At 72.6% G+C, this 25,482-nt stretch carries 25 protein-coding genes; 15 read left to right on the forward strand and 10 right to left on the reverse strand.

Annotation, left to right across the window (positions count from 1 at the left end; translation table 11 throughout):
- Nucleotides 1-2 precede the first annotated feature (2 nt).
- On the forward strand, nt 3-560 hold the full coding sequence (locus Acy02nite_RS11640; RefSeq protein ID WP_203739971.1) for a hypothetical protein: 558 nt from the start codon (nt 3-5) through the stop codon (nt 558-560).
- Here the strand turns inward: Acy02nite_RS11640 and ftrA are convergent.
- Nucleotides 527-1,504 carry a transcriptional regulator FtrA gene (gene ftrA / locus Acy02nite_RS11645; protein ID WP_203739972.1) on the reverse strand — a complete coding sequence of 326 codons (978 nt, stop codon included), beginning with the start codon at nt 1,502-1,504 and terminating at the stop codon, nt 527-529. The genes Acy02nite_RS11640 and ftrA overlap by 34 nt on opposite strands.
- A gap of 71 nt (nt 1,505-1,575) precedes the next feature.
- On the opposite strand from ftrA, the gene Acy02nite_RS11650 reads away from it, so the two are divergent.
- Entirely contained in the window at nt 1,576-1,998 is a 423-nt protein-coding gene (locus Acy02nite_RS11650) for a rhodanese-like domain-containing protein (RefSeq protein WP_203739973.1), read from the forward strand.
- A 65-nt stretch (nt 1,999-2,063) separates the two neighbouring features.
- Here Acy02nite_RS11650 and Acy02nite_RS11655 read toward each other — a convergent pair whose 3' ends face one another.
- Nucleotides 2,064-3,287 (reverse strand): FAD-binding protein, encoded by a 1,224-nt coding sequence (locus Acy02nite_RS11655; protein WP_203739974.1) that lies wholly within the window; start codon nt 3,285-3,287, stop codon nt 2,064-2,066.
- A 105-nt stretch (nt 3,288-3,392) separates the two neighbouring features.
- Between Acy02nite_RS11655 and Acy02nite_RS11660 the strand changes: the two genes are divergently transcribed.
- The 3 genes from Acy02nite_RS11660 (at nt 3,393) to Acy02nite_RS11670 (ending at nt 6,062) form a co-directional block, all read left to right on the forward strand.
- The gene (locus tag Acy02nite_RS11660) at nt 3,393-3,941 is read left to right on the forward strand and encodes a PadR family transcriptional regulator (RefSeq protein ID WP_203739975.1); all 549 of its coding nucleotides are present in this window, start codon (nt 3,393-3,395) and stop codon (nt 3,939-3,941) included.
- A gap of 89 nt (nt 3,942-4,030) precedes the next feature.
- Nucleotides 4,031-4,906 (forward strand): response regulator, encoded by an 876-nt coding sequence (locus Acy02nite_RS11665; protein ID WP_203739976.1) that lies wholly within the window; start codon nt 4,031-4,033, stop codon nt 4,904-4,906.
- A 286-nt stretch (nt 4,907-5,192) separates the two neighbouring features.
- The gene (locus tag Acy02nite_RS11670; RefSeq protein WP_203739977.1) at nt 5,193-6,062 is read left to right on the forward strand and encodes an MHYT domain-containing protein; all 870 of its coding nucleotides are present in this window, start codon (nt 5,193-5,195) and stop codon (nt 6,060-6,062) included.
- A gap of 31 nt (nt 6,063-6,093) precedes the next feature.
- Here Acy02nite_RS11670 and Acy02nite_RS11675 read toward each other — a convergent pair whose 3' ends face one another.
- Nucleotides 6,094-6,426: a PRC-barrel domain-containing protein gene (locus Acy02nite_RS11675; protein WP_203739978.1), complete on the reverse strand. Its 333-nt coding sequence runs from the start codon at nt 6,424-6,426 to the stop codon at nt 6,094-6,096.
- A gap of 213 nt (nt 6,427-6,639) precedes the next feature.
- Between Acy02nite_RS11675 and Acy02nite_RS11680 the strand changes: the two genes are divergently transcribed.
- The gene (locus Acy02nite_RS11680; protein ID WP_203739979.1) at nt 6,640-7,278 is read left to right on the forward strand and encodes a hypothetical protein; all 639 of its coding nucleotides are present in this window, start codon (nt 6,640-6,642) and stop codon (nt 7,276-7,278) included.
- Nucleotides 7,279-7,363: 85 nt separating this feature from the next.
- Here Acy02nite_RS11680 and Acy02nite_RS11685 read toward each other — a convergent pair whose 3' ends face one another.
- The 4 genes from Acy02nite_RS11685 to Acy02nite_RS11700 all read right to left on the reverse strand — a co-directional run bounded on the left by Acy02nite_RS11685 (nt 7,364) and on the right by Acy02nite_RS11700 (nt 11,749).
- Nucleotides 7,364-8,608 carry a hypothetical protein gene (locus tag Acy02nite_RS11685; RefSeq protein ID WP_203739980.1) on the reverse strand — a complete coding sequence of 415 codons (1,245 nt, stop codon included), beginning with the start codon at nt 8,606-8,608 and terminating at the stop codon, nt 7,364-7,366.
- A gap of 192 nt (nt 8,609-8,800) precedes the next feature.
- On the reverse strand, nt 8,801-10,015 hold the full coding sequence (locus tag Acy02nite_RS11690) for a magnesium and cobalt transport protein CorA (protein WP_203739981.1): 1,215 nt from the start codon (nt 10,013-10,015) through the stop codon (nt 8,801-8,803).
- 88 nt (nt 10,016-10,103) lie between these two features.
- Nucleotides 10,104-10,841, reverse strand: coding sequence for an ABC transporter permease (locus tag Acy02nite_RS11695; RefSeq protein WP_203739982.1), 738 nt, complete (start codon nt 10,839-10,841; stop codon nt 10,104-10,106).
- Between the two features lie 2 nt (nt 10,842-10,843).
- Complete coding sequence (locus tag Acy02nite_RS11700; RefSeq protein WP_239174590.1) at nt 10,844-11,749, reverse strand: ABC transporter ATP-binding protein; 906 nt, start codon at nt 11,747-11,749, stop codon at nt 10,844-10,846.
- A 61-nt stretch (nt 11,750-11,810) separates the two neighbouring features.
- Here Acy02nite_RS11700 and Acy02nite_RS11705 point away from each other — a divergent pair, with 61 nt between their 5' ends.
- From Acy02nite_RS11705 to Acy02nite_RS11720, 4 genes are all read left to right on the forward strand, one after another.
- On the forward strand, nt 11,811-12,767 hold the full coding sequence (locus tag Acy02nite_RS11705; protein WP_239174592.1) for a helix-turn-helix transcriptional regulator: 957 nt from the start codon (nt 11,811-11,813) through the stop codon (nt 12,765-12,767).
- Nucleotides 12,768-12,922: 155 nt separating this feature from the next.
- Nucleotides 12,923-13,765: an LLM class flavin-dependent oxidoreductase gene (locus Acy02nite_RS11710; protein WP_203739983.1), complete on the forward strand. Its 843-nt coding sequence runs from the start codon at nt 12,923-12,925 to the stop codon at nt 13,763-13,765.
- Between the two features lie 52 nt (nt 13,766-13,817).
- Complete coding sequence (locus tag Acy02nite_RS11715) at nt 13,818-14,315, forward strand: sigma-70 family RNA polymerase sigma factor (protein WP_203739984.1); 498 nt, start codon at nt 13,818-13,820, stop codon at nt 14,313-14,315.
- A 5-nt stretch (nt 14,316-14,320) separates the two neighbouring features.
- Nucleotides 14,321-14,929, forward strand: a complete 609-nt coding sequence (locus Acy02nite_RS11720; protein ID WP_203739985.1) for a hypothetical protein — start codon at nt 14,321-14,323, stop codon at nt 14,927-14,929.
- 15 nt (nt 14,930-14,944) lie between these two features.
- Here Acy02nite_RS11720 and Acy02nite_RS11725 read toward each other — a convergent pair whose 3' ends face one another.
- Nucleotides 14,945-15,478 carry a GNAT family N-acetyltransferase gene (locus Acy02nite_RS11725; protein ID WP_203739986.1) on the reverse strand — a complete coding sequence of 178 codons (534 nt, stop codon included), beginning with the start codon at nt 15,476-15,478 and terminating at the stop codon, nt 14,945-14,947.
- Nucleotides 15,479-15,503: 25 nt separating this feature from the next.
- On the opposite strand from Acy02nite_RS11725, the gene Acy02nite_RS11730 reads away from it, so the two are divergent.
- The 3 genes from Acy02nite_RS11730 (at nt 15,504) to Acy02nite_RS11740 (ending at nt 19,941) form a co-directional block, all read left to right on the forward strand.
- Nucleotides 15,504-16,895 carry a beta-N-acetylhexosaminidase gene (locus Acy02nite_RS11730; protein ID WP_203739987.1) on the forward strand — a complete coding sequence of 464 codons (1,392 nt, stop codon included), beginning with the start codon at nt 15,504-15,506 and terminating at the stop codon, nt 16,893-16,895.
- Between the two features lie 92 nt (nt 16,896-16,987).
- A complete protein-coding gene (locus tag Acy02nite_RS47185; RefSeq protein WP_203739988.1) occupies nt 16,988-19,174 on the forward strand; it encodes a M48 family metallopeptidase in 2,187 nt (728 codons plus the stop codon).
- Nucleotides 19,175-19,446: 272 nt separating this feature from the next.
- Nucleotides 19,447-19,941 (forward strand): hypothetical protein, encoded by a 495-nt coding sequence (locus Acy02nite_RS11740; RefSeq protein ID WP_203739989.1) that lies wholly within the window; start codon nt 19,447-19,449, stop codon nt 19,939-19,941.
- A gap of 125 nt (nt 19,942-20,066) precedes the next feature.
- On the opposite strand, the gene Acy02nite_RS11745 is transcribed toward Acy02nite_RS11740, so the two are convergent.
- On the reverse strand, nt 20,067-21,218 hold the full coding sequence (locus Acy02nite_RS11745; RefSeq protein WP_203739990.1) for a hypothetical protein: 1,152 nt from the start codon (nt 21,216-21,218) through the stop codon (nt 20,067-20,069).
- A 12-nt stretch (nt 21,219-21,230) separates the two neighbouring features.
- Nucleotides 21,231-21,920, reverse strand: coding sequence for a hypothetical protein (locus Acy02nite_RS11750; RefSeq protein WP_203739991.1), 690 nt, complete (start codon nt 21,918-21,920; stop codon nt 21,231-21,233).
- A gap of 343 nt (nt 21,921-22,263) precedes the next feature.
- Here Acy02nite_RS11750 and Acy02nite_RS11755 point away from each other — a divergent pair, with 343 nt between their 5' ends.
- The gene (locus Acy02nite_RS11755) at nt 22,264-25,044 is read left to right on the forward strand and encodes a sensor histidine kinase (RefSeq protein ID WP_203739992.1); all 2,781 of its coding nucleotides are present in this window, start codon (nt 22,264-22,266) and stop codon (nt 25,042-25,044) included.
- Nucleotides 25,041-25,460: a roadblock/LC7 domain-containing protein gene (locus Acy02nite_RS11760; RefSeq protein WP_203740118.1), complete on the forward strand. Its 420-nt coding sequence runs from the start codon at nt 25,041-25,043 to the stop codon at nt 25,458-25,460. The genes Acy02nite_RS11755 and Acy02nite_RS11760 overlap by 4 nt, the downstream gene beginning before the upstream one ends.
- Nucleotides 25,461-25,482 lie beyond the last annotated feature (22 nt).

Raw genomic sequence — 25,482 nt, forward strand, 5'->3', positions numbered from 1 at the left:
GGGTGACCGAGACAAGCCCCGCCCAGCCGCTCACCGCCCCGCGCCGCCGGCGGCCGATCGTCGTCGCGCTCGGGGTGCTGCTCGTCGTCGTGGTCGCGCTGGCCGCCTGGATCTGGGCCCGGCCGCCGTCGCCCACCGCGGAGCGGGACCTGGCGTTGCGGGGCGCGCTGGCCTCCGGCGGGCCGTCCGGCTGGGAGCTGGTCGCCGACCCGGGGCTGGACACGTCCGACGACGCCGAGTGGACGCAGCAGGACGGGCGCCCGGTGCTGCTCGGCGGCAACGGTTTCACCCTGGTCTGGGCCATGTCGCCGGCCGGCCCGCAGGCCTGTGCCGCGCTGGCGGACTGGGCCGCGCGACGGTTCGCCGCCGAGGCCGGGAAGGGGGTCACGGACTCCTGCCCGGCGGCCCTGGCGTCGAAGTCGGACGACGACAAGGTCTTCACCGATTACGGCACCGAGCCCGGCCCGCACGGACGGTACCTGTTCTCCGCCCGGACCAGGGCCGGCGCGATCTTCGCCGGCCTGACCTACGAGGGGCCTGCCCGGAACGCCCTGCGGTAGGCCGACGGCGACGTCCGCATCGTCTGCGTGAAGTGGTGCCGGAACGTCACCGGCGAGTCGAAACCGACAGTGGACGCCACCTCCTCGATCGGGCTGGCGGTCGTCTCGAGCAGGGCGAGGCTGGCGTGCACCCGCTGCCCGATCAGCCAGCGGATCGGCGTGGTGCCGGTCGCCCGCGCGAAATGCCGCAGGTAGGTGCGTGCGGACATGTGCGCGCGCCGGGCCAGGACCTCGACGGTGATCGGGGCGGCGAGGTTGCGCAGCGCCCACTCCATGCTCCGGGTCAGGCGGTCGTCGGCCGGGTCCTCGGTCACCGGGGCCTCGATGAACTGCGCCTGGCCGCCGTCCCGGTGCGGCTGGACGACGAGACGGCGGGCGACCGCGTTGGCGATCGCCGGGCCGTGGTCGCGGCGGATCACGTGCAGGCACAGGTCCAGGCCGGCGGCGCTCCCGGCGCTGGTCAGGACGTTGCCGTCGTCGAGGTAGAGGACGTCCGCGTCGACCTCGACGGACGGGTGGCGGTCGCGCAGCAGCTCCGCGTACCGCCAGTGCGTCGTGGCCCGGCGGCCGTCCAGCAGACCCGCGCCGGCCAGCGCGAACGCGCCCGAGCAGATCGACATGATCCGGGCACCCCGGTCGTGAGCCGCGCGCAACGCCGTGACCAGGGCCGGCGACGAGTCGGCGTGGACGTCCGGCACGCCGGGGACGATGACGGTCTCGCCGGCTGCGAACGTGTCCAGCCCGTACGGCGTGTGCAGCGACGCTCCGCCGATCACCCGCACCGGGCCGGGAGTCTCGGCGCAGACGGTCAACTCGTACCAGGGACGGTCGAACTCCGGGCGGGGCAGGCCGAAGACCTCGGTGACGATGCCGAGCTCGAAGACGGACATGCCGTCGAAGGCGAGGACCGTTACCGAGGGGCCGCGTTTGCCGATCCGGAGCATGGCGCGATGTTAGCGGTGGATGGCATCAGCGCCACTGGGCCGGACGGCCGAGCGGCGGCACGATCGAGCTCATGAACAGCGCGATCGATCACTTCAGCAACCGTCTCCGCTTCGAGACCGACGTCAGCGACGTCCACGCCGGCCTGGAGGCGGGCACAACCGGCGTGATCGTCGTCGACTCACGCAGCGACGAGGCGTGGCGGCAGGGACATCTTCCGCACGCGGTGCACCTGCCGACCCGCGACATCGCCGCGCGGGCGGCCGAGCTGATCCCGGCCGGGACAGCGGTGGTCACCTACTGCTGGGGGCCGGGATGCAACGGGGCGACGCGGGCGGCGCTCGAGTTCGCCAGGCTCGGCTACGACGTCAAGGAGATGATCGGCGGGTACGAGTACTGGGTGCGCGAGGGCTTCCCGGTGCGTGACGAGCGGGGCGAGTGGTCGCGCCCCGCCGATGAGCTGACCGCCCCGGCCGGCGCCGCCTGCGGCTGCTGAGGGCGAGCCCGAGCTGGCGCTGGTGGCTGTCCCGGGGCTGTTTGTCAGCCGTGAGCGCCGGCCGGTCAGCCGAGGAGACGGTCGAGGAAGTCGTTGCGGAACTTGCCGGCCGGGTCGAAGCGCCGCACCAGCGCCGCGAAGTCGGCCGACCGCGGCAGCGACGGCGCGCTCGTGAAGATCTTGCCGAGGTGCGGCCGGGGATCGAGCGGGGCGAGCACCTTCTCGACGTCGGCGACGACCGGCAGCACCGCCTCGGTGTCGGCGATCCAGGTGAAGTGCAGCGCCAGGCTGTCCCGCCGGTAGTTCGGCGACATCCACAGCTCGTCGGCGGCGATCGTCCGTACCTCGGAGACCTGCAGCACGTCCGCGACGCGCTCGCGGACCTGGGCCACCGCGTCGATGGCGTCGCCGGCGCGCGACAGCGGGACGTGCCACTCGGACTGCAGCTCCTCGCCGCTGCTGGGGGTGAACTCCATCCGGAAGTGCGGCAGGCGCTCGTGCCAGGGCCCGGGCACGCCGCCCTGCTCGGTGCAGTTCCCGGCCGGCATGCCGGGCACCGGGTGGCGCGGCCCGTCGGCCAGGGTCGCGCCGTGGAAGTCGGCGCCGCTCATCGGCTCGAGTCGTTTGAGCCAGACCTGGTCGACGTCCGCACTGGTCCAGCGCGTGAAGAGGCTCACACTGTAGCCGTCGGCGAGAATCAGGGGCAGCTCCGCGCGTACGGACGTGGCCGGCAGCCCCTCGTAGACGTACTGCCGCAGCTCGAACGCCGGCTGCACGTCCAGGGTCAGCGCGACCACCGCGCCGAGCGCCCCGAGCGCCGCCACCGAGCCGGGGAAGTCCGCGTCGCCGCGGGTCAGCGTGACCAGCTCGCCGTCGGCGCGGATGATCTCGACGCCGGCGACAGCGGTGGCCAGGTTGCCGTTGCCGACCCCGGATCCGTGCGTGGCGGTGGCGACCGCGCCCGCCACCGAGATGTGCGGCAGCGACGCCATGTTGTGCAGGGCGAGGCCCTCGGCGTGCAGGCGGGCGGCGAGGTCGCCGTACCGGATGCCGCCGTCGACGCGGACGGTCGCGCGGTCCGGCGCGATCTGCACGGTCCGGGGCAGCCCGGCCAGCGAGATCAGGTCCCCGTCGGTGTCGGCGAGCCGGTTGAACGAGTGTCCGCTGCCCAGCACGCGCAGTTTCGTGGCGGCCGCGATCTGCTCGCGTGCCTCGTCGAGCGAGCGCGGGCGCAGGACTTGCCGCGCGCCGAAGGTGATGTTGCCGGCCCAGTTAGTCAGTGGTTCCACCCTAATCACCCTACGGGGGTACGCCGGTACGCCGTCGGGGGCCGAATCGGAGATCGAGGTCGATATTGGGTTGTCTCTAGGTGTATACGCCCATACCGTTGGCCCATGCCGCTGGATGCCTCACGGAACAGTCTGGTGCTGCCCATCCTCGGGTTTCTCGGGGAGCGGCCGGCGCACGCCTACGACCTGGCCACCCGCCTGCAGGAGCGGTATGCGCAGCTGCGGGCGACCCGCAGCACGGTGACCACGCTGCTCAAGTCGCTGCACCGGGCCGGCCTGGTCAAGGCCCGCGAGCCCGGTCAGGTCGGCAACCGGCCGCCGCGGACGGTGTTCGAGCTGACCGAGCCGGGCTTCGCCTGCTTCCGGGAGAAGGTCGAGTCCGGCCTGCGCGACACCCCGGTCGCCTCGGTCGACTTCGCGCTGGCCGTGGCGTATCTGGGGAGTCTTCCCGCGGATCGGGCGGTGGCGCTGCTGTCGGAGCGGGCCGAGCGGCTGGCGGGGGAGCAGGCGGCGCTGCCGGGCGGCTCGTCGGCGATGACCGGGCTGGACACCCTGGAGCACGGTTACTGGCACGGCCTGGTGGGCGCCGAGCGGGCCTGGATCGCGGACCTGCTCACCAGGATCCGGTCGGCGGATCTGGCCTGGGCGGCCTGACCCGCCGACATTTCCCGTTCCGGGGACCGGCCGGTCACGCCGGGATTATGGTCGGAACGATTCTGGCGGCCGACCGAGGGGAACGAGCCATGGCGTCCATCGTGATCGCGGAGGACGACCGGGACATCGCCGAACTGCTCGCGACGGTGCTGAGCAACGCCGGCCACGCGGTGCAGACCGCCCCGAGCGGTGCGGCAGCGCTGGACCTGATCGGCCGCGCCACTCCGGACCTGGTGATCCTCGACCATCACATGCCCGGCATGACCGGGCTCGAGGTGGCCGACCGGTTGCGCGCCGAGGAGAGCACCTCGGCCATCCCGGTGATCATGTTGTCCGCCGCCACGCCGGCCGCGGCCCGGCATCTCTGCGACGTGACGATCTCCAAGCCGGTCCGCCCGAAGCACCTGCTGGAGGCGACCGAGGAACTGCTCGCCGCGCGGGACGTGCACCCGGGCACCGCCGCCCAACTGGCCGACGTGCCACGGCTGCTGGCCGTCTCGGACTTCCTGACCCGGCCCGCGCACGCCGGTGGCGGGCTGGACACGTTCGCCGAGCGGCTGGCCGTGCTGACCGGGGTGCCGACCGCGGCGATCACGCTGGTGCTCAACGACAGCGTCGTGGTGGCCGGGTCCCACGGGTTGCCGAAGTGGGTCCGGGAGGCGGGCGGGGTGCCGGCCGAGTGGTCGCCGGACGCGATCGTGGTGGCCGAGGACGTGCCGGTGCTGATCGCGGATAGCCGGGAGAGCGAGGAGTACGCGGACACGCCGCTGTTCGCGGTGAGCGGCGTCCGGTCGTACGCCAGCGTGCCCTTGCATTCTTCGGAGGGTCACATCGTGGGCACACTCTGTGTCATGGACGAGAAGCCCGGCACCTGTACCGAGGACACCGTGCAGATTCTCCACTCGCAACGGTCCGCGGCGCTCAGCCTGCTGTCGCCGGCCGGTCAGGCGCCCGCCGGAGCCTGAGCCCCGCATTTCGCGTGGGTTACCGAAAGTGATCCTTACGGGCGTCGATAACAGCTTCGTCCTTTTTGTAGTCGCTTCGTAACGGAAAGCGGTCTATATCGCTTCTACGAGGCAAAACGGATGTCCGAAATCGGCGGTTCAGTGGATACGCCATCAACCGTGACCCAAATTGAGATCATCCGCTGGTGTGCTCGTAACGAAAGGTGGATCACAATCGGTGACGACTGCGACGGGGCTGCGGCAGGATGCAGCGCGGTAAAAGTCTTCAGCGAGGGAGCGCGGCACCATGGCGGAGATCCATCACTTTGACCACGGATGGGTGACCCCGGCGTTCAGCTACTTGCTGTCCGTGCTCGGCTCGTTGCTCGGGCTGATCGGTGCGGTGCGGCTGCGCTCGGCGCACACCGGCGCCGAGAAGGGGTGGTGGCTGGTCCTCTCGACGCTGGCGATCGGCGCCACCGGCATCTGGACCATGCACTTCGTCGCCATGCTCGGTTTCGAGGTGGTCGGCTCCCAGGTCCGCTACGACGTGGGCCTCACCGCCGCCAGCGTGCTGATCGCGATCGTGGCGGTCGGCGCCGGCCTGGCCATCGCGCTGCTCGGCAACGGCGCGCGCAACCTGCGGATCCTCGTCGGCGGCGTGCTGGCCGGCCTGGGGGTCGCCGCGATGCACTACACCGGCATGGCCGCGATGCGCCTGGACGGCGAGATCCACTACGCCGGCTCGCGGGTCACGCTCTCCATCGTGATCGCCGTGGTCGCCGCCACCGTCGCGCTCTGGCTCACCCTGGTGGTCCGCAAGCCGGCCGTCATCTTCATCTCCGCCCTGGTCATGGGCATCGCGGTCAACGGCATGCACTTCACCGGCATGTCCGCGATGTCAGTGACCGAGGAGCAGCACTTCGGCGCGATCAAGGGCGCCAGCGCGGGCTCGCTGCTGGTCCCGATCGGGGTCACCGTCGTCTTCGCGATCCTCGGCATGGTCTACGCGCTGATGGCCGCGCCCAGCGAGGAGGACCGCGCCGCCAGCGAGTTCCTGAAGGCCCGCATCGACGCCCGGATGGCGCAGCAGGCCCGGCAGGCGGCCCAGCAGGCGAGCAGTCGTGGCACCCTCGGCAACGGCAACTGGACCTACCGCGACCGCGGTCAGCAGTAAGGACCAGATCCGAGAGCTTTGCGCGTACGCGTCAGCGGGGCTGGATCAGCCAGTCCCACGCCCGTTTGAGCCCGCTGTCCCCGCCGCGTGCCTCCGGCAGGTCCGCGCTCGGCCGGGGCAGCCGGTCGGCCGTCTCGGTGACGATCGCGCCCCGCTCGTAGAGGCCGCTGACCTGATCGCCCGAGGCGAAGCGGTGCCCGTCCGGCGTCTTGATCAGGAGCCCGTGGAACACGTCCTCGCGTTCGTCGGCGAGGACGTGGTCGACCGTGCCGACCGTGTCGCCGTTGAGCGCGTAGACCGGCACGCCCTCCCGGAGGATCAGATAGGCGACCGGTTCGCCGAGGTCTTCCGCGTTCTCCGCCATGGTCGTGGGTTACCCCGCGGCCCGCGGTTCAGTCCCGTGGCGGCATCGTCTTTTCGTATGACTGGATAATGGCGCTTTGTCCATATCGCGTTTCTCCTCCGAAAACGCGGGCAAATTCGGACAGTCCGCTACTTCATTCCCATAGTGTCCTTTTCGCCGGACCGCTGTTGACGGGCCGGTCGGACAGAGGGCATCGGAGGATTCGTAATGCACGTGAGTCGGCGAATCGGAGCAACGGTCGCGCTGGTCACCGCCGCGGCCGGGCTGGTCACGGCGGCGTCGCCCGCCCTCGCGGCGCCCCGCGGCCCCCAGCCGGTCACCACCTGGCTCAAGCCGGTCCGGGCCGGAGTGCCCACCTGGATCGACATCGCCTGGCGTACCGACCGCCCGGTCTGCGACGCGCAGGTCCAGGTCCGTGGCGAGCACGTCCGGATCCAGTACCCGGGCAACCGCCGCACGGCGAACTTCCTGAAGGGCAGCGTGCTCACCCCGCGGCGCGCCGAGATCACCCGCGTCCGGGTCACCCCGGACAACGGGCCCGGCGGCACCGCGAAGCTCTGGGCGACCATGTCCTACAACGACTGCGGCCTGCGGGCACCCACTCAGATGCGCACCGTCACGCTCACGCTGCCGGTCGTGCGCACGACTCCGCCGGGGGGTCATGGTGGTCCGGGCGGTCCCGGAGCCGGCCACCCCGGCGGACCCACCGGCCCGGGCGCGCCCGGCCACAACCCGCCCCCGCAGCAGGGCGGCGGCGCCCACCCCGGCGGCTCGCAGCCCGGCAGCCCGGGCGGGCACCAGCAGGGCGACCACGGCCACGGTGGGCCGGGGCAGGGCGGCGGTCACCACTGACCTGATCCCGGAAGGAGGGCGCACGGCCGGCTTCCCCCCGGCCGTGCGCCCTCGGCGTTCGTCGAGGTGCCGGACGCGCCAAGCCTCAGCGGGCGCCGGCCATGATCAGGCCGGCCGGGTCGCTGCAGACCAGATCCAGGGCCCGCTGCACGACCACCGGGTCGTAGGTCGTGGAGTGGAACGTCGCGTCCAGGTGCAGGACGCCGTCCAGCTCGCCGATCGTCAGCACCACGTCCTCCGGCTCGCAGCGCGCCGGCGGGCTCTGGTCGATCCGGCCGGCCGGCTCGGCACCCCACGGCAGGTCGGCCAGCAGATCGTGGCTTCCCTGATCGTCGAGGACCAGCCGGGGACGCGGCTCGATCGCGATCTCCTCCGGGTACGGCGCCGGGGTGCGCGGCGCGCGGGTCACCAGCAGCCGCCCCGAGCGCAGCAGCATCGACGTCAGGATCCGGCCGCCGGCCAGCTCCGCGGTGAACGTCTCGTCGATCGGCGCGGGGTCGATCAGGCTCTGCGGCGACAGGTACGACCCGATGCTGAAGTTGCCGTCGACGCCGGTGGCCTGCCCCAGCCGCCGGCGTGCGTCGGCGAGGAACACGCCACCGGACAGGTCCGGGTCCAGCCCCAGCTCCACCAGGGCGGCGGCGAACGCGGCGAGCGCGATCGCCGGCGTGGTCGCACCCACGCCGTGCCGATCCCGCCACGTGCGCATCTCACCGAGCACCCGGGTCGAGCGGACCGAGGACGTGACCGGGCTCGCCTTCCACGGGCGGGTCGCCGCGGCGGGTCGCCGCGGGGGCCGCGGGGTGCTCAGCCCGTCCCGCCACCGGCTCGGGCGCAGGCCGACCTGCTTGAGCCAGGCCTTCGGCAGCGCCCAGGACTGCGGGGTGCCGGGGGCCAGGCTCACGGCCCGTCCGGCGTGCGCGGCGCAGACCAGTTCCCGGAGCAGGGCGTTGACCGGCTCGGTGTCACCGTAGGCACGGGACACCCGCAGCGCGACATATCCCCCGCCGACCAGGACGCGCACCGGGAGCGCCGAGACCGGCTCGTCCTGCAACTGCCGGGTCATCGCCGCGAAGTCCAGCGGCCCCGGCCCGAGGTCGGTGACCGCCTCCCGCACGTGGGCCGCGAAGCCGTCGGCGTCCAGGTGCTCCCAGGCCGCGGCGGGCCGGTCCAGCCGGGAGACCGCCCGGTGCTCCGGATCGGCCCGGTGCAGGCCGGTCAGCGCGTCCCGCACCCGGGCCGCGGTGATCCCGGTCAGCGGGCCGATCGTGCGGATCTGCTCCAGCGGCAGCCAGGCACGCTCGCGCAGGGTCAGGCTGGTGCTGGACATGACTCTCCCCCAAAGATCAACGCAATCGGGAACCTAATCACTCGCCGTGGTCGCGTGCCAGGGCGAACGAGGCGGGTCCGGGTCACCGTCCGGTGTGGAGACCGGCCCGATCGGCTGAAACTGAGAGTATCCAGCGCAGTTGGTTCCTAAATGGAGTGCGACTGTGACGTTGGTCGCGATCACCGCCGGTGATCAGAGCCAGCCGGTCCGCTTCAGCCGCCAGTAGAGGCCACCGCAGAGCAACCCCATCGCGGCGATCGTGCCGTCGAACCCGTACGGCGAGTCGAGTCCCGGAATGACGTCGAAGTTCATCCCGTAGATCCCGGCGATGACCGTCGGCACCGCGGCGATCGCGGCCCACGCGGCAATCTTGCGCATGTCGTCGTTCTGGTCGATCGAGATCTGCGCGAGCCGGGCCTGCAGGATCGAGTTGAGCAGGTCGTCGAAGCCGGCCACCCGGTCCACGGCCCGGCTCAGCCGTCCCCGCACGTCGACCAGGTACGGCCGCAGCGCGGCCGGCAGGGTGCCCGACTCCAGCAACCGGGCCAGCGGCTCGGCGAGCGGCAGCACTGCCCGCTTGAACTCCACCATCTCCCGTTTCAGCTGGTAGATGTGGGCGATCCCGGTGCTGCGGACGGCCGCGAAGGACTCCTCCTCCAGCCGTTCCAGGTCCCGCTCGACGTGACCTGCCACGTCGAGGTAGCTGTCGACCAGGCGGCTGCCGACCGCGTAGGCCACCGCCCACGGCCCGTGCCGCAGCACCTCCGGCCGTTTCTCCAGCTCCTGCCGCACCTGCCGGAGCGGGCCGACCGGGCCGTGCCGCACGGTGATCGCGAACCAGGGGCCGACCAGCACCGTGATGTCGCCGGTCTCGACCACCTCGGAGGTGTCGGTGAGCCGGTCGTGCTCGACGTAGCGCGCGGCCCGCAGCACCAGCCGGGTCACGTCGCCGGCCGTCTCGACGCCGGGCCGGTGCCCGCCGCTCGTGGCCTGGTCGGCGACCAGCTCGTGCAGGCCGAAGACCTCCGCGACCGCGGACATCGTGAGCTGGTCCGGCTCGTGCAGGCCGAGCCAGACGAACGCGTTGCGGCGCCGTCTCGCCAGCCGGGCGGCCTCCGCGTACGGCATCTGGCGCGCCTGTCCGGGCTCGGCACGGCGCGCGCCACCGGCGTAGACCGCGCAGTCCACGACGGCGTCCGGATTCCCCCGGCGTGGCGCCTCGGCGGTGTGCGGCGGGCGGATCAGCCCGTCCAGCAGCTGACGGAACGACCCGGGCAGGACGCGCCGGTGGGCCCGCCCGCGCAAGACCGACCGGAGGCCGGTGCCGGAGGGCTCGCGCTGCCAGCCGTTCTCCTCGAAGTCGGGGGAGACGAACTCGTCGTCGCCCCGACGCTGCCGACCGAGCATGCGCCTGCCCGCCACCTTCCCGCCTCGCTGATTCGCCTGGCCGGCCCACCTCGCCGGCCCGCGAGTTAAGAAGGTAGCGGGCGGCGTGTCAATCGGAGCGCCGCATCGCCCGCACTCCGGTGAGCAGGCCGAGCAGCGCCACCGCGAGGGCGGCGATCAGGCCGTAGCCCGCCGCCCGCGACCAGACGTCACCGTCGAACAGGGCGCGTTCGGCGTTCACGACGTACGTCATCGGATTGATCTTGGAAAGGAAGCGCAGCCAGGCGGGACCGTCGTCGATCGGCAGCAGCACCCCGGCCAGCAGCAGCAACGGGAAGAGCAGAGTCTGCTGCACGGTCCAGAACAGCCACTCCTGATTCTTCGAGGCCAGGGCCAGCGTGTACGACAGAGCGCCCAGCCCCACGCAGAATCCCGCCAGGATCAGCAGGCCGAGCACCGCCCCGAGCGGGTGCAGCCGGAACCCGAACGGCAGGCAGGCCAGCACGATCAGCACCGCCTGCACCAGCATCGGGACGATCTCCTTGAGCGCCCGCCCGATCAGCAGCGCCGGCCGTCGCAGCGGAGTGACCAGCATCCGCTCGTGCGAGCCGGTCTGGATCTCGTAGAGCAGGTTCGAGCCGGTCATCGACGTGCCGAACAGGCACGACATCACGATGATGCCGGGCACGAACCACTGCAGCGACGTGTCGTCGGGCAACAACGGCGCGAACAGCGCCAGGAAGAACAGCGGCTGCACCATCGAGAAGACGATCGAGAACGGGCTGCGCAGCACCGGGCGCAACTCGCGGCTGAAGACCACCCGGGTGTCGGTGACGAGTGAGCTCATGGTCAGGCCTCCGGGGTCTGGTCGCGCAGGCTGCGGCCGGTCAGGGTGAGGAAGACGTCGTCGAGCGTCGGCCGGATCACCTCGACGGTGAGCGGCCGCAGGTCCAGCAGACTCGGCGCCAGTCGCGGCCCGTCCTCCGTGGTGATCACCACGCGGTTGCCCTCGCGGGTCCCCTCGGTGACCCGGGCCGCCTCCGCCTCCGAGCCGAAACCGAGGATCACCCGGTCACCCACGTGCTTGGCCTTGAGCCGCTGCGGGCTGTCGTCGGCGATGATCCGGCCGTGGTCGATCACGATCACCCGCTCGGCCATCGAGTCGGCCTCCTCCAGATAGTGCGTGGTCAGCACGATCGTCGTGCCGTGCTCGCGGCGCAGCGCGACGATGTGCTCCTGCAGGTTCGCCCGGTTCTGCGGGTCCAGCCCGGTCGACGGCTCGTCGAGGAAGAGCAGCTCAGGGGAGTGGATCAGGCCCATCGCGATGTCCAGGCGACGGCGCTGGCCGCCGGAGAGGGTGGAAACCGTGCGGTCGGCGACCTCGCCCAGCCCGAGCGAGTCGATCAGCTCGGCGGCACGGGTGCGGGCCTGGCGCACGCCGAGCCCGTACGCCCGGCCCTGGCTGATCAGCTCGTCGCGGCCGCGCTGGCTGTGCCCGGCGCCGTTGCCCTGCCCGATGTATCCGATCCGGCGGCGCACGTCGCGCTGCCGGGTGACCACGTCCAGCCCGGCCACCTCGGCGCTGCCGGCGGTGGGCGGGATCAGCGTGGTGAGCATGCGCAGCGTGGTGGACTTGCCGGCGCCGTTCGGGCCGAGCAGGGCGACCAGTTCGCCGTCCGCCACGTCCAGGGTGATGCCGTCGACCGCGGTAACGCTCTTGAACCGCTTCGTCAGTTCTCGCGTCGCAATCATCATGGCCCGACGCTAGGGTTCGTTGCGGTCAGCTCCTGACCGCAATAGGGGAGAAGCTGGTGCCATGGCGAACACGAGTGCCCGGATGCTGCGGCTGCTGTCGCTGCTGCAGACCCACCGTTACTGGCCCGGCGCCGAGCTGGCCGACCGCCTGGAAGTCTCCCCGCGGACGCTCCGGCGCGACGTCGACCGGCTGCGGGAGCTGGGCTATCCGGTCGACGCCAGCCGCGGGGTCGCCGGTGGCTACCAGCTGCAGGCCGGCGCCGCGGTGCCACCGCTGCTGCTCGACGACGAGGAGGCCGTGGCGATCGCGGTCGGCCTGCGCACCGCCGCGGCCGGCGCGGTCGCCGGGTTCGAGGAAACCTCGGTGCGGGCCCTCGCCAAGGTGATCCAGTTGCTCCCGCCCCGGCTGCGCCGCCGGATCGACGCGCTGCAGGCGGTGACCAGCCCCGGAGTCCTCGGTAGCGGGCCGGTGCTGGACGCCGGGGTGCTGACCACGATCGCGATGGCGACCCGGGCACAGGAACGGCTGCGCTTCGACTACACCCCGCGGGAGGGCGCGCTCTCCCGCCGGCACGTCGAACCGCACCGGCTGGTGCCGCTCGGCCGCAAGTGGTACCTCCTGGCCTGGGACCTCGACCGCGCCGACTGGCGGAACTTCCGGGTCGACCGGATCTCCGGCCCGGACCTGACCGGCGCCCGCTTCCGCCCGCGGGAGATCCCCGGCGGCGACCCGGTCGCCTGGTTGCGCTCACGGATAAAGGCCATCCCCAGCCGGTACGAGGTTTCCGTGCTGATCCAGGCGACACCGGAGACGATCCGCGGCTTCGTCGGGCACTGGGGTGACTGCCAGGAGGTGCGCGAGGGCGTCTGCCGCCTGCGGATGAACGTGGACGACCTCGGCTGGCCCGCTCTCGTGCTCGGCGTGCTGGGCGCTCCGTTCACCATCGAGTCGCCCCCTGAACTGCGCGAACGTGTCCGCGCGGCGGGGGAGAACCTGCTCCGCGAGACGACCCTCTGATCTGGACGGACCGGCGCCCCCGTGGCGCCGGTCCGCATCGATGAACCTAGTAGGTAGGTGCGACACTTCCGCGTCCCGTTTAAGGCGTCGCTTATATCAAACGCCGATTGCCCGTTCAGCCGTTCTTGTCGGTGGGTGCGATCAGAATGGCGGCCATGACGACACTCGGAGCGATCTACGTCCCGCACAACCCGCCCGAGCGGCTGCCCGCCGTGGCCCGGGCCGCCGACGAGGCGGGGCTGGCCGAGCTCTGGCTGTGGGAGGACTGTTTCCTGAGCAGCGGCATCGCGGCCGCCTCCGCCGCGCTCGCCGTGACCGGGCGGCTCAGGGTCGGCATCGGGATCCTGCCGGTGCCGTTCCGCAACGTGGCGCTCTGTGCCATGGAGATCGCGACGCTGGGGCGGCTCTTCGGCGATCGCGCGATCACCGGCATCGGGCACGGCGTGCAGGACTGGATGGCCCAGGTCGGCGCCCGCCCGGCCTCGCCGCTGACGCTGCTGCGGGAATATGCGACGGCTCTGCGTGCCCTGCTGCACGGCGAGACCGTCAGCGCCGACGGCCGCTACGTGCGGCTCGACAAGGTGACGCTGGACTGGCCGCCCGCGCCGGCGCCGCCGCTGCTGATCGGCGCGACCGGGCCGAAGACCCTGGCCCTGGCCGGGCAGGTGGCCGACGGGACGATCCTGACCGGGGCGACCACGCCGGCCGGGGTCGCCGAGGCGAAACGGCTGATCGCCGCGGACGGGCCGCACGAGATCGTGGTGTTCATGGCGGCGGCGTTCGGGCCGGGCGCGCGGGAGCGTCTGCGGATCCACCGCGAGCACGCCGGGCCGGACGAGCCGGGCGTGGCCGGGGACGCGGCGGAGATCGCGGCGGCGGTGCGGGCCTACGCCGAGGCCGGCGCCACCAAGGTCATCCTCCAGCCGATGTACGGCGAGCCGGACCCGGAGGGCTACGTTCGCTTCGCCGCCGAGCAGGTGCAGCCGCTGATCGCCTGACGGATCTGCGCACTGAGGTAAGTGGCGAGCGGCAGTCAGGCGTAATACGGGTATGGAACGTCGGTCGGCGGACTTCGCCAGCTTCTACGAGAGCACCCGGGACGACTGTCTGCGAGCCGTGGCGGCGGTGGTGGGAAACCGGCAGACGGCTGAGGAGTTGGTCGCCGAGGCCTTCGCCCGCGCCTGGGCCTCGTGGGCCAAGCTCGCGCGGCACCCGGCACCCCAGGCGTGGGTCGTTCGCACCGCGCTCAACTTCCACGTGTCCTGGTGGCGCCGCCATCGCCGGGAAGCGCCGGTGACGGAGTGGTCCGACCATCCCGACCCGGGCGCCGACCCCGGCATGGGTGTGCCCGACCGCCGGCTCGTGGCGGCTCTCGAGTCGCTGCCCGCCAGGCAGCGGCAGGTCGTCGTGCTGCGGATCTTCCTCGATCTGGACAGTGAGACCACCGCGCGGACGCTGGGGATCGCCTCCGGCACCGTCACCGCCCATCTCGCCCGGGCGACCCGCGCGCTGCGCGCCTGCCTGACCCCCCTCACCGAGAAGGAGTGACCGCCATGAGCAGTGATGATCTGTACAGCCTGGTCCGCGACGAGTTCGAGCCGATGCGCCTGCGGCACCCGCTGGAGGACATCGCCGCCCGCGGCCGGAAGCTGCGCCGGCGGCGCCGGGCGGCCACGGCGGTCGCCGCGGTGGGCCTGACGGCGGCCCTCGCGGCCGGGGTGGTGCCGGCCCTGCGCACCGGGCCGGCGTCGAAGCCCCCGGCCCCGATGGAACTGGCGGCCTGGTCCGTCGACACCCTTCCGGGCGGCTCGGTCGTCCTGACGATCCGGCAGCTGACCCACCCGGAGGAGTTGAGTGCCGCGCTGAAGAAGGCCGGCGTCCCGGCGCTGGTCGAGTTCAAGTCGGTCGGCGCGAACGCCCGGGTGGTGGGCTGCGAGGACGACCAGCCCGCGCTTCCCCAGCTCACCAAGGTGATGCCTCTCGGGGGGCAACGGTCGGACGGTTCCGGGCGCGTCTTCACCATCCACCCGGCGGCGATGCCCCCGGGCACCAGCCTGCACTTCGTCATCTTCGAGGAGGTCAGCGACAGCGGCACCACGGACCGGTCCGTCCACACGGGCCTGGTTCAGGGTGATCCCGTCCCCTGCCGGCAGCTCGAGTGATCCGCCAGGCAGGCCCTAGGACAGCTTGCGCCGGCGGATGTGGTCGTCGTGCCACTCCGCGCCGACCAGGAAGCGTTTCACGCCGATGACCTCGAAGTCGTGCTTGGCGTAGAACCGGGCCGCCCTGACGTTCTGCTGGTTCACGCCCAGCCAGCACGTCTGGGCGCCGGTCGCCGCCGCCTCGTCCAGCGTGGCCGCCATCAGGGTGTGCGCCGTGCCCGAGCCGTGCCGATCGGGGAGGACATAGAACTTGCTCAGCTCGATGCTGGTCTCCGCGTCCACGACGGCGGCCACGTCCGGGTCGGCGATCGGGCCGCGGACCAGCATCGAATAGCCCACCGGCTGATCGTTCTCGGACGCCAGCAGCACGACCCGGCCCGGGTCGGCGAGGTAGTCGGCGAACCGCTCCACGGACAGGTTCGTGGCGATGAAGGCGTCGATGTCCGCCTTTGTCGTCCCCGGTGGGCAGGCCAGCCCGAAGGTAAGTGTCGCCAGGGCGTGCAAAGGTTGCTCGTCGCCAAGGGTGGCGTGACGCACAGTTATCGCCATAGCGAAACAGTTTAGAGTCTTCAGAGTGCGCCCCCACGCGAAGCGGCTCAGCGATGTCATCCCGGCCCCCGTCCTGGTCGTTCCGGAACCGGACGTGACCTTCACCGTCACCCCGGATGCCCTGGCGCGTGCCGAGGCCGGCGAGTCGCCGGCCGGCGGCGGGATCAGTCTGGAGCTGTCCGGCCCCGAGGAGCTCGGCGCCGAGGGCTACCGGCTGGAGATCACCGCGAGTGGCGTGACCCTGCGCGCCGCGCAGCGGGCCGGGCTGTTCTGGGGCGTGCAGACGCTGCGCCAGCTGGCCGCCGGGGACGGCGTGCTCCCGGGCGGGGTGATCGAGGACCGGCCCCGCTTCGCGTACCGCGGGGCCATGCTCGATCTCGCCCGGCACTTCTTCACCGTGGACGAGATCAAGGCGCACCTGGACCTGCTCGTCCAGTTCAAGATCAACCACTTGCACCTGCACCTCACCGACGACCAGGGCTGGCGTCTGGAGATCCCGGGCTGGCCGCGGCTCACCGAGATCGGCGGCGGCCCCGGCACCGGGTGCGACGGCGCGGGGCCGGGGTTCCTGACCCTGGCCGACTACGCGGACGTGGTGGCCTACGCCGCCGAGCGGTTCGTCACCGTGGTCCCCGAGATCGACATGCCCGGGCACGTGAACGCCGCGCTGGTGGCATACCCGGAGCTGACCGCGGACGGGCAACCGGTCGCGCCGCGCACCGACGCCGAGGTCGGCTACAGCTCGCTGGCGGCCGGCAAGGAGGAGACGTACGCCTTCGTCGAGACCGTGATCAAGACGCTGGCCGACGCGACGCCGGGGCCCTACCTGCACCTCGGCGGCGACGAGTGCCTCTCCATGCCGGCCGAGGACTACCGCGCGTTCCTGTCGCGGGTGCTGCCGCTGCCGGGGAAGTACGGCAAGCGCGCGATCGGCTGGCACGAGATCGCCGCGGCCGGCCTGCCCGAGGGCACCGTCGTGCAGTACTGGCGACCCGAGCAGCAGGACGCGGGCGTGGACGCGGCGGTGACCGCCGGGCGAGCCGTGATCATGTCGCCCGCGGACCGGGTCTATCTGGACATGAAGTACGACGCGGACACCCGCCTCGGGCTCGACTGGGCCGGCCTGGTGCCGGTGCGGCGGGCGTACGACTGGGACCCCGCCCTGCGCCTGCCCGGCGTCACCGAGGACGCGTTGCTCGGGGTCGCCGCGCCCCTCTGGTCGGAGACCCTGCGCAGCGTCGCCGACGTGCAGTTCCTGACCTTCCCGCGGCTGCCGGCGGTGGCCGAGGTCGGCTGGACCCCGCAGGCCGGGCGGGACTGGGAGTCGTTCCGGGAACGGGTCGCCCTGTTCGCGCCGCGCTGGGAGGCGGCCGGGGTGTCCTACTTCCGCTCGCCGGAGATCTGGGCCGCGGACTGATCGGCTCCCGCCCCGGAACCGTACTTATGGCCGGTGTCGCCTGATGGGCAGGGTCCTAGGCTGGGGCCCGTTCCGGTGGAGGGGAGAGCGGCTTGAGCAACGACGCACGAGCAGCGGCGAGATCGGCGGCTGCCCTGGCCGGCTTCCTGATCGTGGCGGGGCTGCAACTGATCGTGGTCCTCGGTGCACTGTGGACCGTGCTGAAACTGCTGCCCGCCGACTTCGCCCTGCGGGCCGGGGTGCCGTTGAGCCTGGCCACCTTCGGCGCGCTGGGCTATGCGACCTGGCGCGCGCTGCACAGCCGTCGGCGGGTCCCGGCCGGGGTCGCCGTGACCAGGTCCGACGCGCCGCAACTGTGGGAGCTGGTCGACGGTGCTTCGGCAGCCGCCGGGGTTCCGTCGCCGGCCGGGCTGACCGTGGTGGCCGACGCGACGGTGGTCGTCGGTGAGCGGACCCGCGCGCTCGGGCTGCTCGGCGGCCGGCGGGATCTCTACCTGGGGCTGCCGCTGCTGCAGGCGTGGGACAGCGGGCGGCTGCGCGCGGCGGTGGCGCACGAGCTGGCGCACGGCTCGGCCCGGCTGGGAAGGTGGGCTCCCCTGGCGTACCGGGGGAGGGTGGCGATCGGTCGTCTGATCCCGCGCTGGAGTCGTGGCCGCAATCCGGCCGGTGCGATCTTCCGGGCCTACGCCGAGGTCTACCACCGGTGGGACGCGCCCTTCAGCCGGGCGCAGGAAGTCGCCGCGGACCGGGTGGCGGCCGAGTTCGCCGGGGCCGCCGCAGCCGCCGGCGCGTTGCGGGACCTGCCGGTGCTGGCCGGGATGCAGCGGCTGTTCCACGCGGAATACGTGGGGCCGGGCTGGCAGGCGGGACATGTCCCGGACGACGTGTTCGGCGGGTTCCTGCGGGTGCTCGCGGCCCGGGGCGAGGACGTGGCGATCCTGCGGGCCCGCGGTGCGGAGCCGGCCGGGGCCTGGGACACGCATCCGCCGCTGGCGGAGAGGCTGGCGGCGCTGACGCCGGCAGGTGCGGGCTCTGCGCAGGCGGTGAGCGGTGACGCCGCCGGCGGTGCGGGTTCCGCGCAGGCGGTGAGCGGCGCTGGCGCCGGTGTTGCGGGCGATGGCGTGACCGCCGCAGTGCAGCAGCCGGGCGATGCCGCCGGCGCCGGTCCGATCGGCGGTGCCGGCGAAGCGGGAGCCGCGAGCGCCGCCGCCGATCCGGACGTCACCGTGACCGGGGAGGACGACCAGGCGGCCGGTGAGCTTGTTCCCGACCTGCCCGGGCTCGGCCGGGCGTTGCAGGCCGTGGCGTTCCCGTCCCGCGGTCGCACCGAGGTGGGCTGGGACGACTTCCTCAGCGTGGCTCGCACGGCGGAGATGGAACGCGAGGCGGAGGCCGCGCTCGCGACGGTGTCCCGGGCCGTGGGAGTCGCCGTCCCGGATGCCGGCAGCATCCTGGCGCTGGCGGCGGACGGCCGCCTCCGGACAGCCGCGGCCACGATCTTCCCCGGCCTCACGCCCGAGGAGACGGCCGATCGGATCGTCGACCTGCTCTCGCTGATGCTGGCGCTGGCCGCGCTGCGCAGCGACGTGGCGCGGTGGCGGCACAGCTGGACGGGGACGGCCGAGTTGGTCGCCGCGGACGGCGCCTACCTGAACCTGACCGACGTCGCGGCCGCCGCCGCGGATCCGGAGCAGGCCGAGGCGGTCCGGGCGTACCTCGACAGGATCGGTGTGGATCTGGCCGCGCCGGGCGGTGATCGGCCGGCGGCCCGGGCGCAGGCGCTGGGTGGCCTGATCAACCTGTCGGCGGACGGGGCGCGCACCGATCTGCTCGTCACGGATCTGGGGTTCCTGCTGGTGCCGGGCATGTCCCGCGGCAAAGCGCCGGAGGCCAAGCGCCGCCTCAACCAGATCGCGGCCGGTGGCGTGTCGGTCCCCGGGCGGAATGCTCTCCCGGACAGCGCGGTGGCGGCGAATGCCGGTGCGGGCGGCGCCACGGGCGAGGCAGCGGGTGTCGGCGGCACGGAAAGCGGCAGAACGCGGGAAACCGCTCAGGGCGGCGCGGTGGCGACGATGGAGGCGCCCGCCGACGGCCGGCGCTTCGTTCCGTTCGTCGACGTCGCCGCGGTGACCACGCTTCCCGGCCGCCGGCGCGGCTGGGTGATCGGCCTGCGTGACGGCGGCACCCTCACGCTGCGCCCCTCGCTGGACACCGACGAGTTGCCCGGCGGCTGGGCTGCCTGGGAGGACGCGGTCACCTTCCTGACCGGCACGCGCTGATCGGCGGGCGCCCCGGGGAAGGGCTGCCGACACCACCCCGAATTGCCGGAATCCGCTGATAGCGCGCCTTCCGGCCACCTCGAGGTGAACCGCGTGCGTGCCGGATCCGTGTCCCCGAGTAATCGGAGTCTCGTCCGCGACGAATGAGGACCTCTGGGGTTGCCTCAGGTCACAATGACCTCAGCGGTTGTTGGCTTCGTGTACGCCCGAATTGGGTAGCACAGGCCCGGGGCGACGCGAGACGATCGCGGGGAACCGTAGGGGAGGCGCTGATGGAGCGGGGGCCGACGGCGCTGTTCGGGGCCATCGTCGCGGTCGGGGTCGGCCCGGCATTGTGGCTGGGCGCGCAGCTCGGCACGGACGACGCGCCGGTGCGCAAGCCACCTGCCACCATTCGTCAGCAGTTGCCGGCCGCCGCCGAGACGCCGGATCAGGGCGGCATCGGCGCGGGCGAGGAGTCCGACGAGGACGCCGGGCCCGCCGCCGACGCGATCGAGCCGGCCTCGGTCACGTCCGTCACCGCCACCACGGTCCCGTCCCGGTCGGCCACCGCCTCACCCTCGCCGTCCGCGTCGACGAGCCCGTCGGCCCCGGCCTCGATCGAGCCGTCCGGGCCGGTGCAGCCGAGCATCCCGTCGACCGGTCCCAGCACCGATCCGTCAGCCGAGGATTCCGGGTCGCCGGCGCCGTCGACGACGCCGACCGGCAGCACCAGCGCGTCGAGCGCCCCGGCCGCCGACACGATCGACGAGACGCCGGTCTTCTGAGCGACGCGGCCGCCGACGCGATCGACGAGACGCCGGTCTTCTGAGCGACGCGGAAAAGGGAGCCCCTCAGGGCTCCCTTTTCCGATCAGGATCACAACGCGATTGCTTCGGTACGCCGGGAAGTCTCAGAGCCCGAGCAACCGGTCCAGGATGTCCCGGTAGGACCGCAGTTCCACGCGCAGCGCCTCCGTGTCGTCACCGCCCCCGGCCAGCGATCCGCGGTGTTCGCGCAGCGCCGTGGTCAGCTTCTCGATCGTCTCGTCGACCAGCGAGGCCGCCTCGGCGGTGCTGGCCTTCGGGTCGTCGACGAAGCGCAACTGGATGTCGCGCCAGCGGTCCCGCAGCGGCTGGGTCTCCGCGTCCGGGAAGAGCGTCGCCGACCCGGCACCGCCGGCCGTGGTCGCCGACCCGGCACCGCCGGCCGTGGTCGCCGGCCCGGCAGCGGCCGTGGTCACCGGCTCGGGAACGGCCGCGACCGCCACGACGGGCTCGGCCTCCGCTTCCCGCGCGCGCTCCTGCTCCGTGACGGCCACCGGCGCGACCACGACGGGCTCGGCCACGACCGGCTCGAGAGCTTCGGCGTGCCCCGCCGTCCCGGGCTTGTCCCCGTCCGTGACCTGCGGATCCTCGAAGGTGCCCCGATCCTCCAGCGCCGCGTCAACCTCGGCGTCGTCGATCCGGTCGCCGTCGGCCCGGTCCTCGTCCCGGTCGTTGCGAAGCCCGTCGTTGTCGAGGCGGTCGCTGTCGAGACCGTCGTTGCCGGGACGGCCGGCGTCGATGTCGTCGGTGGCCCGGTGCCCGGCCACGTGCGATTCACCGGCGGTGTCCCGGCCCTCGTCGACCCCGTCCTCCGGGTGGTCGTCCAGCGGCACGTCGACAAGCGGGTCCCGGTCGTCATTGTCCCGGTCCACCGGGGCCTGCCCGGCCGGCCACGCCACCGTGTCGTCGTTGGCCCGGTCCCGATCCGCGTCCTCGTCGATCACACCGTCACCGGGCGCCACCGTGCGGTCGTCGGCCACCCCGGACGCCGCGTCGGTGCTCCGGTGGGTGTCGTGGTCCACGTCGTCGTACGGGCCGGCCATGGCGGAGGCGGCCACCGCGCCGCCCGGGGTGGCCGCTCCGAAGGCGGTCGGCTGGGGCGCCGGGTCGTGCTCGGCGTTCGCGCCGGGCCGGTCGTCCCACGGCGAGCCGGGTCGCTGCTGCGGCACGGCTTCCGTGCGTACGTCCTGATCCTGGTCTTCGGTGTTGTCCTTGGCCTCGTTGGAGAAGAAGCGCATCGTGGGTGCTCCTCAGCGGCTGGTGGCGTCGGGCCGGGAGGGTGCGACGCCGGGATCGGTGGCGGGTTTCTCGGTCGCGGAGCGCTCGGCGGTCGTGGTGCCCGTCGTGGTGGTGGTGTCCTCCGTGGCCGATCGCGGTGCGGGTGCGGGTGCGGTGCCGGCGCCGGCCACCGGGTCCTCGCCGAGCAGGTCGGCGAAGAGCGCCCGGTAGTGGACCAGCGCCTGGCGCAGGTCCTCGGTGCCCGCTTCGTCATTCTTACTGCGCAGACTGATCTCGTGGGCGTCCCGGTAGTGCTCCAGCGTGGCGGCGTGTTCGACGGAGAGGTTCGCGAGTCGCTCGTCGTAGTCGCCGGTGGGGTAACCGCGGTCGGCGATCAGGCGGGTGACCAGCTCGTCCGCCGTCTCCACCGCCTCCTTCGGACTGTCGACGAACCGGATCTGGACCTCTTCCCAGGCGGCGGAGTACTTCGCCCGGGCCTCGGCGGTGAGCGGTTTCAACTCCAGCTGCGCGTGCCGCTTGGTGCGCTCCAGCAGTTCACGCTCGGCCTCGGTGCGGTTGCCGGTGTCGGCGACGACCCGGTCGTACTCGGGGCCGAAGGTCTGCTGCAGCCGGCGGCGCCGCATGGCCTGGACCCCGAACGCGATCGCGGCCAGCACGAGCAGGACGACGACGATCAGGACGATGGTGGCGGTGGCGGACATCAGGTTCCTCCTTCTTCCGTCGGAGGTATTCCCACTCGCACCCGTCCATCAATCCCGTTCCGGAGAACGGGATCGTGCCGTGCCGTGAGCACGTCATTACCGAGGAGTGATCTCGATTGTCGCAACTCCGACGGCGAGGAAGCGGAGGTCAGCGCCGTCCGCGGTGGACAAACGTAATGGAAGGTAAGTTTTCGATGGATGGGGAGCTAGCTGTGACGGACGTCTTTACGTATTCTTCCGGGGCGCATCCAACCCGGTGCGCCGCCGTCCACTTCTGATCGGCCGGCCGCCGGGCCCGGCGGTGTGCCGCCGTTGTCTGCCGAACCCCTCCGGGCGGAGCTTGATGAGAAGCCGCAACTGGTCGATCAGATCGAAGATCATCGCGATGGTCGCGGTGCCGCTGGTGGCGCTGCTGGCGCTCTGGATCTTCGCGACCGCCGCCACCGCCGGGCCGGCGAAAGACCTGCTCGACGCCCGTGACGCGGTGCATCGCCTGGGTGACCCGGGCCTGCAGCTGATCGCGCAGCTCCAGCGTGAGCGGCACTTCTCCGCGGTCTACCTCTCCGCGGGCAAAGCCGGCCCGGACACCGACCTCAAGGCCCAGCGCGCCGCCACGGACCAGGCGGCCACCGGGTTCCGGTCGGCCATCCAGGGCCTGGACATGAGCGACGACCTCAGCGCGCGCTCCGATGCCCTGCTCGCCGATCTCGGCGTGGCGGGGAACATCCGGAACCGGGTCGACGGCCACGACGTGGACGTGCTCAACATGATGACCGCTTACAACGATGCGGTGGACGCCGGTTTCGACGTCTCCGCGACGGCCGCGGTCTTCTTCCACGAGAAGGTCGACCGTGAGGTTCGCGGCCTGATCACCGGCTACCGCGGCCAGGAGTATCTGAGCCGGGTCGACGCCCTGCTGGCCGCGGCGAACGCGGCCGGCCGGATCGACCAGAAGAGCCGCGGCATCCTGATCGAGAACGTCGCCACCTCGCGGTACCTGTTGAGGACCGGTGTGCAGGACATGCCGCAGCAGGCGCAGGGCGACTACGCCCGGCTGATCACCGGCTCCTCGTTCATCCAGCTCGACATCATGCAGAACCAGCTGATCGACCAGAGCTACAGCGGTGGCGCGCCGCCGGTCTCCGGCACCGAGTGGCAGGCGACGTACGACGAGGTCTCCGCCGGTCTGCGCGCGTTCGAGCTGAGCGCTGTCGACGAGGTGGCCTCCGACGCCACCCCGCTCGCCGTGAACGTCTTCGCCTGGCTGGGTCTGGCCGCCGTGGTCGGCCTGATCGCCTTCGCGCTGGCCATCTGGGTGTCGGTGCGGGTCGGCCGGTCGATCGTGGGCCGCCTGATCAAGCTGCGCCGCGAGGCCCTGGAGATGGCCGCGGATCGGCTGCCCACCGTGGTCCGGCGCCTGCAGCGCGGCGAGGCCGTCGACGTGGACGCCGAGACGCCCCCGCTGGAGTACGGGCGGGACGAGATCGGCCAGCTCGGCCACGCCTTCAACGACGTGCAGCGCACCGCCGTGCAGTCCGCCGTCGACGAGGCGAACGTCCGCCGCGGCATCAACGAGGTCTTCCTCAACATCGCCCGGCGCAGCCAGACGCTGCTGCACCGCCAGCTCTCGCTGCTGGACAGGATGGAGCGGCGCGAGACCGAGCCGCAGGAGCTCGAGGACCTGTACCGGGTCGACCACCTGGCCACCCGGATGCGCCGCCACGCCGAGGACCTGGTCATCCTGGCCGGCGCGGCGCCCGGCCGGGGCTGGCGCAACCCGGTCCCGGTGATCGACGTGATCCGTGGCGCGATCAGTGAGGTGGAGGATTACAAGCGGGTCGACATCCGCGCGGTGGCCCCCGCGGCGCTGCTCGGCCGTTCGGTCGGTGACGTCATCCACCTGCTCGCCGAGCTGATCGAGAACGCCGCGTCGTTCTCCCCGCCGCACACCCGGGTGCAGGTTTCCGGCCAGGCTCTGCCGGACGGTTACGTGATCGAGGTCGAGGACCGTGGCCTGGGCATGACCCCGGCGGGCCTCGAGGTCGCCAACCGGCGGTTGGCCGAGCCGCCCGAGTTCGACCCTGCGGACAGCGCCCGTCTCGGCCTGTTCGTCGTGGCTCAGCTGGCGACCCGGCACGGGATCCGGGTGTCGCTCTCCGCTTCGCCGTACGGCGGGATCACCGCGATCGTGATGGTCCCCGCCGACCTGGTCACGACCGCGCCCGGCCCCGCGACGCCGGGGAAGGGCCGGGGCGAGACCTCCGGCAGCTTCGGCCTCCCGCAGGCGGGTTCCGCGGCTTCGGGCCAGAGCTCGCTGGCCGCCCTGCAGTGGGCCGGCAAGAGCGGCAGCGAGCTGCAGCAGGTCCCGGCGATCCCGGCGCAGCGGGTCAACGGCTCGGCCGCGCCCGCGGTCGCCGGCGAGACGCGCAACGGCCGGCACCGTCCGGCCGATGCCGTCGGCGGCCCGGCGCCCAGCTCGGTCGCGTCCGGCCTCACCCCCGACGGCTTGGTGCAGCGCAAACGGGTCCGGCGCACGCCGGAGACGCCGGCCGAGCTGCCGCCGGAGGCGACCGCGAGCCGCCTGGACGACGTGGCCGACGCCCTTGGCACGCCGCGCGCGGTGCCGCGCAACTCGGCACCGGTGGCCCCGGCCCCGGCGTTCACCACTCCGGAGCCGTCGGCGACGGTCACGCCGCCCGCGCCACCCTCGGCTGCGCCGACGCCGGTTGCGCCGGTCGGTGGCCGGCCCGGCGTGTCCGATGGGGACGGCCGGGACGAGATCACCGCGCAGTTCGGCCCGGACGGCCTGCCCAAGCGGGTCCGGCAGGCCAGCCTGGCGCCGCAGCTGCGCAACCCGGTCGTCGAGCCGGAGCGGTCCACCGCGCCGGAACGGACCCCGGAACAGGTACGTACGCTGATGAGCGCGCTGCAGCTGGGCACGACCCGAGGCCGCATCCAGGCCTCCAGGACGCCGGTGCACGGCGACGGAACGAAGAACGGCGACTCCCCGTCGCAGGCGAGTGCCGGGGAGAAGGCAGCATCCGGGGGCGACGGTGATGCGGCCGGCGACCGCGCCGACGTGCCCCGCGGTAATGAAGTGAACAGGCCGGAGAAGGACGCATAGTGGCAACGACGAAGCAGAGCGCGAACCTCACCTGGCTCCTCGACGACCTCGTCGAGCGGGTGCCGACCGCACAGCAGGCCGTGGTGCTTTCCGCGGACGGCCTGATGCTGGGCGCCTCGGCCGGCATGGACCGGGAGGACGCCGAGCACCTCTCGGCGATGGCGGCCGGATTCCAGAGCCTGGCCAAGGGCGCGAGCCGGCATTTCGGGGCCGGTGCGGTGCGCCAGACGGTGGTGGAGATGGAGGACGCGTTCCTCTTCGTCACCGCCGCGGGGCAGGGTGCCTGCCTGGCCGTTCTCGCGTCGGCCGACGCCGACCTGGGCCTGATCGCCTACGAGATGGCGATGCTGGTGACCCGGGTCGGTCAGACGATGAGCGCCCCGGAGCGCGACATCATGAAGCCTGAGTTGCGATGAGCCGCCGGTGAACCACGACTGG

This window comes from Actinoplanes cyaneus (assembly GCF_016862095.1).
GTDB lineage: Bacteria > Actinomycetota > Actinomycetes > Mycobacteriales > Micromonosporaceae > Actinoplanes > Actinoplanes cyaneus.